This window comes from Mixta theicola (assembly GCF_002895925.1).
GTDB classification, from domain to species: domain Bacteria; phylum Pseudomonadota; class Gammaproteobacteria; order Enterobacterales; family Enterobacteriaceae; genus Mixta; species Mixta theicola.
The window spans coordinates 19,303-34,002 of the sequence record NZ_NWUO01000002.1 but is presented as its reverse complement, the minus strand read 5'-3'; the positions used below and the strand labels follow the sequence as shown (position 1 = coordinate 34,002).

Genomic DNA, 14,700 nt, shown 5'->3' with positions numbered 1-14,700 from the left:
TCAGGAGAAGCACAATGAATAAATCAGAAGTAATGCAGTCAGCCAATGACTTGCACCTGAATCAGTTACTGACAGAAGCCCGTTCTGAAGAAAGAAAAGATAAAGCGTTGGCCGTTTCAATTCGGCTTGAGGCGCTGGCAATTGTTATTACCCGAAAGGAGATGAATCACAAAGATGTCGCTGAACTCCTCCGCCAGGAGGCTCTGCGTTTTGAGCACGAATCACAGGAGCTGCACTAATGGCTGATTCAATGGATTTAGCACAGCAGCGCGAGGCAGAGAATCTGGCACGCAGTCTGGCAAATGTGATTAACCGCCCGGTGCAGATCAGCGCTTTCTTTTGTGAAGAGTGTGAAGCCCCGATCCCTGAAGAGCGTCGCAAGGCTCTTACCGGCGTAACTCTTTGTGTGACCTGTAAGGAAGTCGAGGAATTGCACGCCACTCATTTTAAAGGGGCGTCATTATGAATACCGTTCTGAAGTGGCCGGGCAGCAAATCCCGCATCATGCATGCAATTTCCAAGCACCTGCCGGAAGGGGATCGCCTTGTAGAACCTTTCGCGGGCTCCTGCGCTGTAATGATGAATACGGATTTTCCCGCTTATCTGGTGGCAGACGTTAATCCCGATTTAATTAATCTATATCGCCAGATTAAAGATTTTCCGCAGCAATTCATCATGCTGGCATGGCGTGCTTTTTCTGACAATCGCTCAGAGGAAAGCTATTACACAGTGCGGGAAATGTTCAACCATCATCCCGGCCTGCCATTGCTGGAGCGGGCCGCTTATTTTCTTTACCTGAACCGCAATGGCTATCGCGGCATGTGTCGCTATAACCAGAAGGGAAACTTTAACGTTCCGTTTGGCAATTATGCTGAGCCTTACTTCCCACTGGCAGAAGTCCAGGCCTTTGCTGAGAAAGCAAAACGGGCAACGTTTATCTGCGCTGATTTCACTGAAACGCTGAACATGCTGAAAAACGGCGATGTGGTTTATTGCGATCCTCCATACGATGGCACTTTTGCGGAGTATCACGGCGGCGGCTTTGGCAAAGACAAACAGTATGAGCTGGCCTCTGTCCTGAGTGACGTTGCAAACCGTCACCCGGTCATCGCATCCAACAGCAACACCAGTCTGGTTAAAAGCCTGTATCGCCAGTTTGACCTTCATCAGATTACTGCCCCGCGCAGCATTGGCGTTGCAGCGGGTAAGAGCAAGAGCGCCGAAGAGATTATTGCGGTCAGTCGCCCTGTCGGTACTGCGGTAAGATATGCCAATCCGGAAGTTTATCCGGGTGGGATTCTGGCATGACAGAGCAGTATCAGTGGGCATGGAACGCCCCACGGCAGGCCATTGCCAGTCCATATCTTACTTACGATGAAATCCACCGCCGTGATCAGCTGATCGCGGCTGTTGCGCATGCGCGGGAATTACTGGAAGCCCAGCCTGCGCTTGTCCGTATTGATGTTAATCGCCGCCTGAATGAGCTGGAAAAAGAACACGGAGTTCAGCGGGCCAATGCCTACTTAACGAAAACCTTCGTAGAGCGGACATTGCCACGCCTTGAGCTGGTAAACGCGCAGTATCGCCTGGGTGAAATGAACCAGGGCACGTTTACAACACTGACGGAGAATGCCGGAGATAACAGCCGGGCTGCTACCGCTGCCGGTATGTTATGGGAGTTAATGAGGCGTTTTAACCGCCTACCAGAAATGGCCCGTGCGGATGTTGATTTGCTGGCTGGCGATGTTGCCAGTTTTCTTCTCGCTGAACTGGCGCAGGCACACGGTCAGGGCGGCGATGAATCAGAATATAAGTACACTCACCGCATCTACATGATGGCGGCCACCATCACGCGGGAGCTGAAGCAGTCCCCGCCGCTTTGGGAAAAAGTCACCTCACGCCTGTTTGATCCGGAAGAAGTTACCCCGGCCATTATGCGGATGCAGACTGAAAAGTGGTGGAAAGGCCGCCTGCGTCGCATTGCCGCCGCTTGGCGTGAACACCTTCAGATTGCCCTGGCTAACGTCAGCAAAAAACATACCCCTTACGCCAGCAGCATGACCGTGATCGAATGGCGTGAGCAGAAGCGCCGCACCCGTGAATTCCTTAAAGGGATGGAGCTGGAAGATGAGGAAGGAAATCGCATCAGTCTGATTGAAAAATACGATGGCAGCGTGGCTAATCCCGCGATCCGTCGCTGCGAGTTAATGACCCGTATTCGTGGCTTTGAAAATATCTGTAATGAAATGGGCTTTGTGGGTGAGTTTTACACCATCACTGCCCCGTCGCGTTATCACGCCACAATCAAAACAGGCCACCGCAACCGTAAATGGAATGGTGCCAGCCCGGCAGACACTCAGAGTTATCTCTGCAATGTCTGGCAGAAAGTCCGCGCAAAACTGCACCGCGAAGATATCCGCATTTTTGGCATTCGCGTGGCGGAGCCACATCACGACGCGACCCCGCACTGGCACATGCTGATGTTCATGCAGCCTGAAGATGTGGACCGCGTGCGTCAAATTCTGCGTGATTACTCATATCAGGAAGATAGTGGCGAGCTGGCTACCGATAAAGCCCGCAAGGCACGCTTCCATGCTGAGGCTATCGACCCGGAGAAAGGCAGCGCTACTGGCTATGTGGCTAAGTACATCTCAAAAAATATCGACGGTTACGCGCTGGATGGTGAGCTGGACGATGAAAGCGGCAAGGAGCTGAAAGAGACTGCTCCAGCCGTTTCAGCCTGGGCGGCACGCTGGCACATTCGCCAGTTTCAGTTTGTTGGCGGTGCGCCGGTGACGGTTTATCGCGAACTGCGCCGAATGAATGACAGCGAAACCGCTCACGGCCTCAGTGTCGAGTTTGCTGCAGCGCATGATGCCGCCGACACTGGCGACTGGGCTGAATATGTTAACGCTCAGGGCGGGCCATTTGTTCGTCGTGATGAGCTGGCGGTGCGCACCTGGTATCAGTCATCGGAAGAGTGCAACGAATACGGTGAGGAAACCGTGCGCATCAAAGGCGTATATGCCACCTCTGTTGGTGAAGACACCCCAATCCTCACCCGCCTCGTACAGTGGAAAATTGTCGCGAAGCGGGCCGTTGATTTGGGTGTTGACCTTAAGGGTGCGAATGCGCCCTCTCGGAGTTCTGTCAATAACTGTACGGGGAGATCGGGATCTGAGGATCTGATGCAGCCGGACATTATGCCAAATATGGATTTTGACAGTATGCCCCGGAAGGAACGGCGTCGTTTATTAAGGAAATTGACCAGTGAACGGCCGGAGAAAGCAGCAATCACCTTCAGACGTTCCGGCAAAGTGGAAGCGGCATGTGCCAGAGTGATCGACCAAATCCGAGAATTGACGGGCGAAACCATCAGCCGTGGGTTGGCTACGCGTCTTATTAATGGCGTAGATACTAAAATCGCAGGTGACTGGTGTCGCAGCGCCAGTAGTGGTGAGCTGTACCGTGCACCCAGACCGATTGTAGCCTCAGATCTGTTAACCAGGCTTAATCATCTGCGCATGATTGCCGCAAAATGAAATCATTGCTTCACTCGGCTGGCGAAGGTCATCCGTATCAAAAGAAGCCAGCTAAGGTCTTGTGATAGAACAATATTTATCAAGGTAATCATAGGAGTAAAAGTTAGGTTTTATCTTAACAAAATCCTTTCAATCCACTAAACCAACATGATACTGTACATAAACACAGTATTTTTATAGGGGGAAATATGCAGCTGGACGACCTGAACGCCATGCATAAAAAAATGGCGTGTGTACGTTTTATCGCCGAGATTTCGTTGATAGCGAACTGCAAACCAACCGATTTTGAGCTGGCACTAACCATCATTGCTGACTTGACTAATTCAGAACCGCGCAATGAAGATAGTGATGGCCTTTTTTACTCGGCTAATTAGCCTGGATGGAAATTGCAATGCAAGTTGAACTCAGTCTGAACCGTAACCATAAAATCGGCCATGTCATTGTTGAAGATCGTAAAGGTTTACACCTCTTTTACTTCACTCACTGACCCTCACCAGGCCACCAAAATCGGTGGCCTGTAGCCATGCATGCATAGACTGCATGGATCCGCATGCAGGATCCTCTACTTTGTACCCTCCTCCGCGCCAGATACAGCGCCGCTTTATGAGGATCGTGCAGTTGCATGAAATGAGGTTACTAAAGCGGGCAGGCGAGGCGGGGATAGCATTGCGCGCTGAGCCCGTTTACATGTATGCACTATGTGCTAGCGTTATGGAGTCCGCGCCGGGCCTTAGGATGATGTTGATGGGGATAAGTGTTGAGAACGGCGCAGCATGGCGCTGAGAGTGTTATATGGAGGTTGCAGAAAATTAAGATTTCATTAAACTCATTTGTGTGCCTGTACTATAAAAAAGCACTCGATCTAGCCTTTTTCATGTTCACTGTTACTGACCTCATCAGGTCATAGTGCACAAAATCTCAATAATATTTTTACCGTCACCTTTATGATGTGGGTACACTGCATCGATGCAATGATATCCCTACACCAAGAAGATATTTCTTGTATCGCAGTCAGATATACTAAGGGGACAGAAAATTATATTTTGACCTATTTCGAATAACATTACAAATGTGTTCAGTGACCGAATGACAATATTGTGAGGTAAAGGGAAATGTTGTTTGAAGAAACAAAACTTACATTGTTAGCAGCAGGTGGAACGGCTGAGAACCTGCTTAGTCAAATCAACAATTTGTATGTCAAAGAAATACACTCTGAAGAGAAAGCCTTGATAAAGGCAATTTCTGAACTGCACAACTTAAGAAAAATAGATTTCGTCAAGATTATGAGCAATATCGACAAAAAAACTTGCAGAAGCAATTTTTTTACGATTTTGCGAGTTTTTGTAGAAGTATTACCTTCTTTAAATGCAAAAACTGAAGATGTACTGAATTGTCTAGCTCACCTTAAACAACAGGCCGATGGAGATTTATCCTTTTTTGAAGTCCATGGGGCTTTTGAACGTTTCTGTAGCATGGAAGCACACCGACCGAAAGCTGGTGTTGAGTATATCCTGACACAAAGCGAGCTGAATTTGTATGCCCCTTTTCTTTCTAACTCGATCCTCGCGTATGACACAGATAATGTAGCTGATGCTATAAAGATTACTAAAACTCTCATTGCCAATAGCAACGAAGCAGTTAGAACTCAAGCCTATTTTATTTTAGGGAAATTGGGTTTCGATGAAAGTCAGGATGTTCAGATTTGGGAAATACTTAGGGAGAGCATCTTAAGTGAGCATGACAGCGGATGCTGCGCTTCAATACTGAGGGCAATACTTCTCTTTGGGGAAAAAGCCCCTTCACGCTGGATAGAAATAGAAGATCTCATAATAAAATTGGATGAGAAAAATTCTCCCGAAGTACTTTATGAAATATCAAAATTAATCTCTTTCCAGAATTTAGATCTACCAGAGAGCGTGTTGAATGTTTTGGTTAAGCAATTAGCTAAAGTTTCCCCTGAGCATGTGGGCATTATAAATAATATTGACCACTTATTGGTCAGATTGATTAACAGAGGGTTGCACCCCCTAACTGAGGAGTTATTAGAATCAATTATTTCTGTAGGAGTTAACTTTAAAACGCTGGACTACTTCTCAAGGATTTTATTAACTAAACATCAAAAATTTTCTAATCATATAATCACTAAATGGTTTTTAGATGGAAACGCAATGCTTTGCCGTAATGTTCTAAATTTAATTGAAAGTGCTGCGGATGAAGGAGTTAATTTAAAAGCAGAAGAATTTTTGTTAGATAATGAAGAGAAGAAAATCTTTGTTAGCCGAAAGGCTGTCGGTTGGCTATTTACACAGCCTACTGCTACGGCAAATTTCATTTTATCAGTTTCAAAAACTGCTTCTACAACAACAATTTTAGAGCTTGAAAATATTTTATATGATCCTTTGCTAATAAGTTATCCTGGAGAACTTAAACCATTTTTCCAGTCATGTATCGAAACAAAATTTCAAAAAAACCTCTGCCAGAGATTACTTGAAAAACTTGAAAAGCATCATATGGACCTCGAGAAAATATCTGGGTTAAATGAATTAAAATCTCCTAGCGAGAATTTAACTGCTTATTGGAAAGAATTTAGCAAAAGCATGCAAAATGCCCATGAAGAAGCATCAAAAAAATCTTTTATAAGTAAGATAGCCGCTACCCAAAGAATATTATATGGCAATAGCTCAATTTATTATCAACACCAATTAGATGGAAAAAAAGTGCGACAGGAAGCGCAAATGCACACCTTTTCCAATTCAACTGAAATGCCAAGATTGAATACTTTAGATCCCGTATCTCTAGAATATTTTTTAATAAGCTGCCGATGCGAGGCAATGAATAATGAAATTAATCCTTAAGCAATACCTTGCTTCATTAAAAGAGCGAGCAGAATTAGATGCAGTACTGCCAGTTTTATTAAGTTACATGGGAATGAATGTATTCATATCACCGCGCCGGGGAATAAAAGAATATGGCGTAGATATAGCCGCGGTAGGAAAACTAAATGGTGAAGAAAGCAAAGTTTATTTATTTTCTGTTAAGTCTGGAAATCTTACTCGCGAAACATGGAGTGGCAATACTGATCAAGCCCTTAGACCTTCATTAGATGAAATTCAGGACGCGTTTATTCCTAGTCGTCTGCCTCCTGAACACAGAGATAAGAAAATAGTTATTTGCTTATGTTTTGGTGGAGATGTGAATTCAGGGATCAGACAAGAAGTATCTGGCTATGAAGCCCGAAATTCTCAAGAACACATCTCATTTGAAGAGTGGAATGGCGATAAACTCTCAGAACTTATTCAGCAATATTTGTTAAAAGAAGAATTACTCCCAAGCTCTAGCCAGGCTTTACTCAGAAAATCCTTAGCACTTCTTGAGGAACCCGAGAGTTCAAGTAGGCATTTTTCATTATTAATTAGTGAGATTTTATTAATGGCTGATGACTCAGATTCTATTGCATCGTCTATAACGCGAATAAATGTTTGTTTGTGGATTTTGTTTTCATGGTGCCGCGACGCAGGGAATATAGAATCAGCCTATATTTCATCAGAGCGGGCATTGCTCTTGTCTTGGGATAAGGTTAAAGGTTACTACACAGGAAAAAATAAACCTTCAAAATCATTCAACAGCATTAACGAAACATATCAACAAATTACTGATTACTATGTCGACCATTGTGTAATTCCTTATACTGGCCTTAAATATGCTCTATCACATGCGGTTCAGTCCCCCTGCCCTATTGATATAAATATCAAACTCTTCGATGTGTTAGGCCGCTTATCAGTCAAAGGCCATTGGATATTAGACTCATTAACTAGGAATTATACTATCAACCCACCAATTGATGGTGAAACCGAAGAGCAGAATGCTTTACGCTTACGACTCAAAGCTATAACAAATTCTATCAATTTGTTAGTTGTGAATAACCCAACACTGCTATCACCATATAAAGATTCACAAGCAATCGATATCGGGCTGGCAATAGCATTGCTTTCAAACAACTCAGATTTTGATAAATTTGTAAGCGGTTGGTTATCAGAAATTATAAATAGAAGTATTTTTTCATTTGAGTTCAACAACATGTATCCAGTTGTTCATGACTCTTATGAGAAATTACTCGAACATAGCAAACTTGATAAAAATGACATTGGTTATAAGCATAAAGCTACTGAAGCTAGTGTTTTATATCCCTTACTGGCTTTGTTCTGCTCAGCATATAAGTTGAATGCATTAGGTCAAGAGCTAGAAGAGTTCATAATAAATAAATTATCACATTGTACATTGCAGTATTGGTATCCCAACCAATTTAGCGAAAAAAATATGTATTCGAACTTGGCAATGCATGGATCAGCGTCAACCACCTTCCCAACAAATGGTGTTAGAACACTAACACACGCAATTCAAGAATGTGAGGAATCCGATTCATTTATAAAAATGTCAGCAGTAACTAAAGATAAATCTCCTTTACTTTTGATAGCCTGTCGCTGCTACCGATATCCAGTCCCTTTCCATTTTATTAGAAATTGGTTAATAGATTCCCTCTAATAAACAGTGAACTCTATACGTCTATTGCGACCTCACAGATCTAATCACGCCCTATCATAGGGCGTATCTAGGACCTATCTCATTAATTTAGTCTTCATCTTTTTCAAGGCTGTAAGGCTTAAAGTAGATAACGTCCTCACCGAGCCAGTTATTGATCTCCTTCATCCTCTCCTGCAGTGGCGTTAGCTCATTACGCACAAACACCTGCGACGCTTTAACAACATCACCAAACCCGCCAGCGTTGTCAGGGATGATACCCATCATCTGGGGCGGCACACGGTGAGCGGCCAGCAGGTCGTCGCGGCTGGCCTTTTTGATATTGAAAAAATCATCCTTGGTAGCGACTTCGCTCAGCGGCAAAATCTTGATCCCATCTGGTTTACCGTTGGGCGCATACATAAACAGGTTACGGAAATTGCCTACCCCTTTTGTATCGCGCATTGCCTTGCGCATCTGTTCAATGTCGCTGCTGCTCTGCGCGGCATCTGTCATGTACAGGATATACCCCGCATGCGCGCCGTTTTGGTAGTACTTGCGACGGTAAAGCGTTGCCGCTTCATTCAGCCAGGCTGAGTTAAGCGCGCTCAGATATTCAGGCAGGCCATAGATTTCCTGATTAACGTCAGGCTCAAGCAGCTGGAAGATGCTGCCGGGTTCAAACCGGTGCGCGTCCTGCCAGTCATTAATAAACCAGTAAACGTCATCCTCAACCCCGCGCCGGGTATATTTCGCCGGTGAGCACTCTATCCGGAACCCGTTCCCCAGCGCATTTTTACGCAGCTCCGGGAAAGCATTTCCAAACGTCAGATAGTCCAGCACGATGCGGCTGAACTCCTGCTGGCTGAGCATCGGGTGCGGTATGTAAGTGGACAATAAAATATTGCGCTTCACATATATGGGCGAGCTGTGATGAACGGCGGCGCGCAGGCTTTTTGCCAGCCCGTGAAAACTGACCGGCGGCTCGTACCAGCGCCCGTTGTTGATGCACTCGGCATAATCCAGAATATCGCGCTTATCCAGCACCGGGATCGGTTCGCCAAAGCTGAACGCCTCGGCATGCTGGGGGGCGGGCTGTAGCGGGTGCGACTGATTTTCAAATGCCCTGCGGCCCCTGCGCTTACTCATCTTTGTCACCTGAATCAGAAACTTCACTATCGAACGTACACACAAAAAGTTTTCGAAAGCTTTCCGGTGAAAGCGCCCCTTTCAGCCTGGCCCTGAACTCTCTTAGTTCGGTCTCATTCAGCTCAGGGAAAAAAGGATTCAGCCCGGTTATTTCCGGCGCGCCGTGTCTGGTATTCATCATCAGTAAAACTCCACAAAATTTGGACTCTGGCCGCCGTCGGCAGCGGTGAGCGGTTCGTTTAAAAGCGCGTGCATGATTGCCCAGGCAACGTCAGCGTGGCTGGCCTCTTCACTGCGGCTGGCCTCATAGGTAGAGCGGTTCCCGCTGGCGGTCATCGTTTTGCGGATAGCCATAAAGGACTGCGTGATATCGGTGTTGCCCGCGTCGTACTCCAGGCGCCCGCTGCTGATGGTGTCTTTGGCTTTCAGCACCATCACGGTTTTCACCTCGGGCGAATACCGGATTTCCCGCGCAGCCGGGAAAAACTGCCGGACAAGCTGAAACACACCCTGGCCGATGCCGGTGGCGTCGATACCGATATATTCAACGGTATATTTCTCCGTCAGCTCTTTAATGGATTTGGCCTGCGCGGCAAAGTCCATGCCCCGCCACTGGTGGCGCTCAAGCACGCGAAACTTGCCGCCCGCAACCAATGGCGGGGCCAGTACGGCGCACCCGGCGCTGTCGCCGGTGTGGGACGGGTCATAGCCAATCCAGACCGGACGGTAATCAAACGGACGCAGCGCGTAGGGGTTAAAATCGGTCCACTCTTCCAGGCTGTCGATCATGCAGGCCTGCAGCTCCGCGAACGGGAACACGCTGGCCTCATCATCCACAAATTCGCACATCAGCAGGTTCTGATATTCAGACGGGCTGTATTCAAGCGAGAGCTGGTCCAAGTCAAAAAGATTGCAGCCGCCAGTCAACGCATCCTCAACGGTGACAATCTGTCGCCACTGACCGTCAGCGCACAGCGCGCCGCCTGCAAGGTGCGAGTGACTGAGATCCAGCTCAATCCGGTCTGACTTATTGCGCCGGCCTTTGTTAAACAGCTCGCCAGACCAGAACGGATAGGCGCTGTGCGACAGGCTCGACGGCGTGGAAAAGTACGTGGTGCGCCATTTCTTGTGCAGCGACATGCCGCTGGCGACTTTGCGCAGTTCCTGGAATTTCGGGATCCAGAAATATTCGTCCAGATACAGGTTGCCGGTGTAGCTCTGAGCGGTGCGCACGTTGGTCCCGAGGAAAATCAGGCGTGCGCCGTTTGGCAGCACAATCGGATCGCCCTTCAGGTCAACGTCAACCTGCCGGGCAAAGTCGATGATGTAGTTTTTAAAAACGTGGGCCTGCGCCTTGCTGGCTGAGAGGAAAATCTGGTTGCGGCCGGTCACCAGGGCATCTATTAGCGCTTCGCGGGCAAAATAGAACGTTGCGCCAATCTGGCGGGATTTGAGGATGTTGCGGATACGGTGAGCCAGCCCAGCCTTGTGCCAGTGCAGCTGATACTTAAAACAGTTATCCATAAACAGCGACGTCAGTTTATCCGTGGCCTCTTCGCTGAACTCGTTTTTAATCACCGGCTGGCGCTCACCCCGGTTGCGGTTGCGCACGTTAGGATTGAGATCGGCCTCGCTGCCGGTCTGGCGATAGCGCTCAACGCGGGCAAGCCGTTCAATCTGCCGCCCCAGCGCGTCTATTTCTTTGTAATCACCATTTCCTTTCACCTCTTTCATGATGAGCTGAATCAACCGGGCTTCCATGCTGTTCTCAACGCGACTGATGGGCGCAACGTCTTCCCATGCGTCGCGCAGCTTCCAGCTCTGCACGGTTGGCGTTTTCTGGCCCAGCGTTTCCGCTATCTGACGCACGGAGAATCCCTGCCAGTAAAGCAGTGCGGCCTGTCGGCGGGGATCGCTGATGATGGTGGTCGGTGTCGTTTTCATGGCATCAGGCTACCGAGGCCCGCCCTGCCTTGCGCGCTCTCTCTGTTGTGCCAGAAGTGAGCAAACCGGCTTTCGTTGAGTGGCGTTGTGTTCGTGGTGAAACTGGCCGTGACCTGAACCAACCACTCACCGGAGCCTGATTAATGGCAACTAAAGCAAAGCGTTTTCGCATCGCAACTGAAGGCGCAACCACCGACGGACGCGTGATTTCCCGCGACTGGATTTCGCAGATGGCGAAAAACTACAACCCGGAAATGTACGGCGCCCGCATCAATATGGAGCACATCCGTGGTTACTCTGCCGACAGCGCCTTTCGTCGGTTTGGCGATGTGACGGCTGTTGAAGCGGAAGAAATTGCGGATGGTCCGCTGAAAGGTAAGCTGGCGCTTTATGGCCACATCGATCCCACCGACGAGCTGATCGCTATGTCGAAAGCACGCCAGAAAATCTACACCTCCGTTGAAGTGAATCCCGAATTTGCTGACACCGGCGAAGCCTATCTGGTTGGCCTGGCCGTGACCGACGATCCGGCAAGCCTCGGCACGGAAATCCTGAGCTTCAGTGCAAGCGCTGCAGTGAACCCGCTGACCTCCCGCAAACAGGCTAAAGGCAATCTCTTTACTGCCGCTGAAGAAACCCCGATTGAGTTCTATGAGGAAGCCGATCCCGCGCCGTCCCTTATGGCCCGCATCAGCGCGATGTTCTCTGCGAATAAAAAAGGGAGTGACGCACAGTCTGCCGACGTGCACGCCGCCGTCACCCTGATTGCCGAGCAGGTACAGGGTGCCGGTGAAAAAGTTGAATCTCAGTTCTCTGCGCTTGAAAAGAAACTTTCTGACCGTCTCGACGCGCTGGAGCAGGAAACCACAACCGGCCGCAGTGAAGTCAGTGCGCTGACCCAGCAGCTTGAGAAGACCGACGGCAACTTTAACCGCCGTCCGCGTGCCAGCGGTGGCGACGGCAAAACGTCCGTGGAAACCGACTGCTAACCGCTGCCATATGGCAGCAAAGAACGGCTTACCTAATCTCTGATTACAGGAATAACAATGCGCCAGAACACCCGCTTTAAATTTAACGCCTTTCTGACCCGCCTGGCCGAGCTGAACGGCGTGGACACCGGCGATATGGACAAGAAATTTTCCGTAGAGCCGTCCGTCAGTCAGACGCTGATGACCCGCGTGCAGAAGTCTTCTGATTTCCTGACCCGCATCAACATCACCCCCGTTGTGGATATGAAAGGGGAAAAAATCGGCATCGGCGTGACCGGTTCGATTGCCAGCACCACGGACACCGCAGGCGGTGACGAGCGTGAAACAGCTGACTTTTCAGACCTGACCGCCGACGGTTACGAATGTACCCAGACCAACTACGACTTCCACATTCGTTACAACCAGCTTGATCTGTGGGCGCGCTATGAAGATTTTCAAGCCCGCCTGCGTGACGCGATTATCAAGCGTCAGGCGCTGGATCGCATCATGGCCGGTTTCAACGGGATTGCCCGGGCTAAAACCTCCAACCGCGCAGCCAACCCGCTGCTGCAGGACGTCGCCGTGGGCTGGCTGCAGAAGTACCGCGCCAACGCACCAAAGCGCGTGATGAGCAAAATCACCGGCGAAGACGGTGAGGTTATCTCCGCTAAAGTCCGCGTCGGCAAAGCCGGTGACTATGCCAACCTTGACGCACTGGTGATGGACGCAACCAACAGCATGATCGAGCCGTGGTATCAGGAAGACCCGGAGCTGGTTGTTATCTGCGGGCGTCAGCTGCTGGCTGACAAGTATTTCCCGCTGGTTAACCAGACGCAGGCGGCAACCGAGCAGATGGCGGCTGACGTGATTGTGAGCCAGAAGCGCATCGGCAACCTGCCCGCCATCCGCGTGCCGTATTTCCCGGCTAATGCGTTGATGATCACCCGTCTGGATAACCTCTCCATTTACTGGCAGGAAGGCACGCACCGCCGCCTGATTGTGGAAGTGGCGAAGCGTGACCGCATCGAAAATTACGAGTCCATCAACGAGGACTTCGTGATCGAGGATTACGCGGCGGGTTGCCTGGTGGAAAACATCGAACTCGGTGATTTCACCGCTACTGAAGCCCCAGCCGGAGAGTAATGCATGTTGAGTCCTGCCCAGCGTCACGTTATGCGCCAGCAGGCCGTCGCCGCGTCCCAACAGGCTGACGGGCCAATGCGCCACGCCAACGGCTATGAGCTGATGTTAATGAAGCTCAATGAAGACAAGCGCCGCCTGAAAAAGGTGCGCTCGATAGAGAGCAAGGCTCAGATGAAACGCGAGATGCTGCCCGGTTATCTGCCGTGGGTGGCAGGCGTACTGAGCGCGGGCAAAGGTGTACAGGATGCCATCCTGATGACCGTCATGATCTGGCGTCTGGATGCCGGGGATATTCCCGGCGCGCTGGAGATTGCCCGCTATGCCCTGAAGCACGGACTGGTGCCACCTGATACCTACAAGCGCAACAGTACGGCTTATCTTCTGGCTGAGGACGTGGCCGAGGCGGCAACACGCGCCTGGACGGCAAAAGCGGAAGTCGATATTGACCCGCTGCTGGCAACGCTTGAACTGACGAAATCCGAAGACATGCCCGATGAAGTGCGCGCCAAGCTGCACAAAATCACGGGCTATGTGCTTCGCGATATGGGCAGGACTCTGGATGCAATGGAACACCTGAAACGTGCGCTGCAGCTTCATCAGGGCAGCGGCGTTAAAAAGGACATTGAACGGCTGGCAACGGAACTGAAAAAACAGGCCATTGCCCGTCGTTAACGAACGCGCCCCGCGCCGGGCGGCACGGCTGCTGCGATCCGTTTAACGGTATCAATGCCGCCGTCCACCGCCCACCTATTCAGAGGCCCACTATGAGCACGGTAGTCATTCCGCAACCGCGACCGGCAGATGCTGCCGAGCCGCCGATTGTTAACACCTTTTTCTGGCCTGACGTGGACCTGCAGCGGCTTCGCGAAACCCTGCGCTATGAGGGAACGGTCACAGCGGCACGGCTCAGGCAGGCGGTGAAAACGGCTATCTCTGAGGTCAACGCCGAGCTTTACGAGTACCGGGCTGAGCAGATGGACGCCGGATTTGAGCTGCTGGCTGATGTGCCTGCAGACAGCCTGGACGGCGAAAGCGTGAAGCTCACCAACTACTTTGACGCGGTGAGTCACCTGACGGCGGCGACTATCGTTGAACGCTATCGCGGCTATGACGCCAGCGGCACCAAAAAGGCAGACGAAATCAAAGCCAGCGCGGACGAATACTGGCGCGATGCCCGCTTCAGCATCAGCAAAGTCGCGGATAAACGCGCCTGCATTATCGGGCTGCTCTGATGAAAATCTATGCGCTGCAGGGCGATACCGTGGACGAAATCTGTTTTCGCTGGTACGGGCGCACGCAGCAGGTAGTTGAACTGGTTTATGCAGCAAACACCGGCCTCGCTGAGATGGGACCGGTACTGCCCCACGGTTATGCCGTTGAGCTGCCTGAACTGCCTGCATCTTCAACGAGCGAAACGCTCAATCTGTGGGACTGAG

The 14,700-nt window shown here is 49.8% G+C and carries 14 protein-coding genes; 12 read left to right on the top strand and 2 right to left on the bottom strand.

The genetic code is table 11. The features are described from left to right. The first annotated feature begins 14 nt into the window (after positions 1–14). From COO59_RS02685 to COO59_RS02650, 7 genes are all read left to right on the top strand, one after another. Positions 15–239 carry a DUF2732 family protein gene (locus tag COO59_RS02685; protein ID WP_103058314.1) on the top strand — a complete coding sequence of 75 codons (225 nt, stop codon included), beginning with the start codon at positions 15–17 and terminating at the stop codon, positions 237–239. Next, complete coding sequence (locus COO59_RS02680; RefSeq protein ID WP_103058313.1) at positions 239–466, top strand: TraR/DksA family transcriptional regulator; 228 nt, start codon at positions 239–241, stop codon at positions 464–466. Before COO59_RS02685 ends, COO59_RS02680 begins: the two co-directional genes overlap by 1 nt. Beyond that, a complete protein-coding gene (locus COO59_RS02675; protein WP_103058312.1) occupies positions 463–1,308 on the top strand; it encodes a DNA adenine methylase in 846 nt (281 codons plus the stop codon). Before COO59_RS02680 ends, COO59_RS02675 begins: the two co-directional genes overlap by 4 nt. Next, a complete protein-coding gene (locus COO59_RS02670; protein WP_103058311.1) occupies positions 1,305–3,542 on the top strand; it encodes a replication endonuclease in 2,238 nt (745 codons plus the stop codon). The genes COO59_RS02675 and COO59_RS02670 overlap by 4 nt, the downstream gene beginning before the upstream one ends. A 188-nt stretch (positions 3,543–3,730) precedes the next feature. Continuing rightward, positions 3,731–3,916: a hypothetical protein gene (locus COO59_RS02665; RefSeq protein WP_103058310.1), complete on the top strand. Its 186-nt coding sequence runs from the start codon at positions 3,731–3,733 to the stop codon at positions 3,914–3,916. Between the two features lie 738 nt (positions 3,917–4,654). Continuing rightward, positions 4,655–6,397, top strand: coding sequence for a hypothetical protein (locus COO59_RS02655; protein WP_103058308.1), 1,743 nt, complete (start codon positions 4,655–4,657; stop codon positions 6,395–6,397). Next, entirely contained in the window at positions 6,381–8,084 is a 1,704-nt protein-coding gene (locus tag COO59_RS02650) for a hypothetical protein (RefSeq protein ID WP_103058307.1), read from the top strand. Before COO59_RS02655 ends, COO59_RS02650 begins: the two co-directional genes overlap by 17 nt. A gap of 87 nt (positions 8,085–8,171) precedes the next feature. On the opposite strand, the gene COO59_RS02645 is transcribed toward COO59_RS02650, so the two are convergent. Then, positions 8,172–9,209 (bottom strand): phage portal protein, encoded by a 1,038-nt coding sequence (locus COO59_RS02645; protein WP_103058306.1) that lies wholly within the window; start codon positions 9,207–9,209, stop codon positions 8,172–8,174. A gap of 180 nt (positions 9,210–9,389) precedes the next feature. After that, positions 9,390–11,153, bottom strand: a complete 1,764-nt coding sequence (locus COO59_RS02635) for a terminase ATPase subunit family protein (RefSeq protein WP_103058304.1) — start codon at positions 11,151–11,153, stop codon at positions 9,390–9,392. 143 nt (positions 11,154–11,296) lie between these two features. Here COO59_RS02635 and COO59_RS02630 point away from each other — a divergent pair, with 143 nt between their 5' ends. The 5 genes from COO59_RS02630 to COO59_RS02610 all read left to right on the top strand — a co-directional run bounded on the left by COO59_RS02630 (position 11,297) and on the right by COO59_RS02610 (position 14,699). Beyond that, complete coding sequence (locus COO59_RS02630) at positions 11,297–12,142, top strand: GPO family capsid scaffolding protein (protein ID WP_103058303.1); 846 nt, start codon at positions 11,297–11,299, stop codon at positions 12,140–12,142. Positions 12,143–12,199: 57 nt separating this feature from the next. Continuing rightward, entirely contained in the window at positions 12,200–13,264 is a 1,065-nt protein-coding gene (locus COO59_RS02625; RefSeq protein WP_103058302.1) for a phage major capsid protein, P2 family, read from the top strand. 3 nt (positions 13,265–13,267) lie between these two features. Next, the gene (gpM, locus tag COO59_RS02620) at positions 13,268–13,936 is read left to right on the top strand and encodes a phage terminase small subunit (protein ID WP_103058301.1); all 669 of its coding nucleotides are present in this window, start codon (positions 13,268–13,270) and stop codon (positions 13,934–13,936) included. A 92-nt stretch (positions 13,937–14,028) separates the two neighbouring features. Then, entirely contained in the window at positions 14,029–14,496 is a 468-nt protein-coding gene (locus COO59_RS02615; RefSeq protein WP_103058300.1) for a head completion/stabilization protein, read from the top strand. Next, positions 14,496–14,699, top strand: a complete 204-nt coding sequence (locus COO59_RS02610) for a tail protein X (RefSeq protein ID WP_103058299.1) — start codon at positions 14,496–14,498, stop codon at positions 14,697–14,699. The genes COO59_RS02615 and COO59_RS02610 overlap by 1 nt, the downstream gene beginning before the upstream one ends. Position 14,700: the final 1 nt, after the last annotated feature.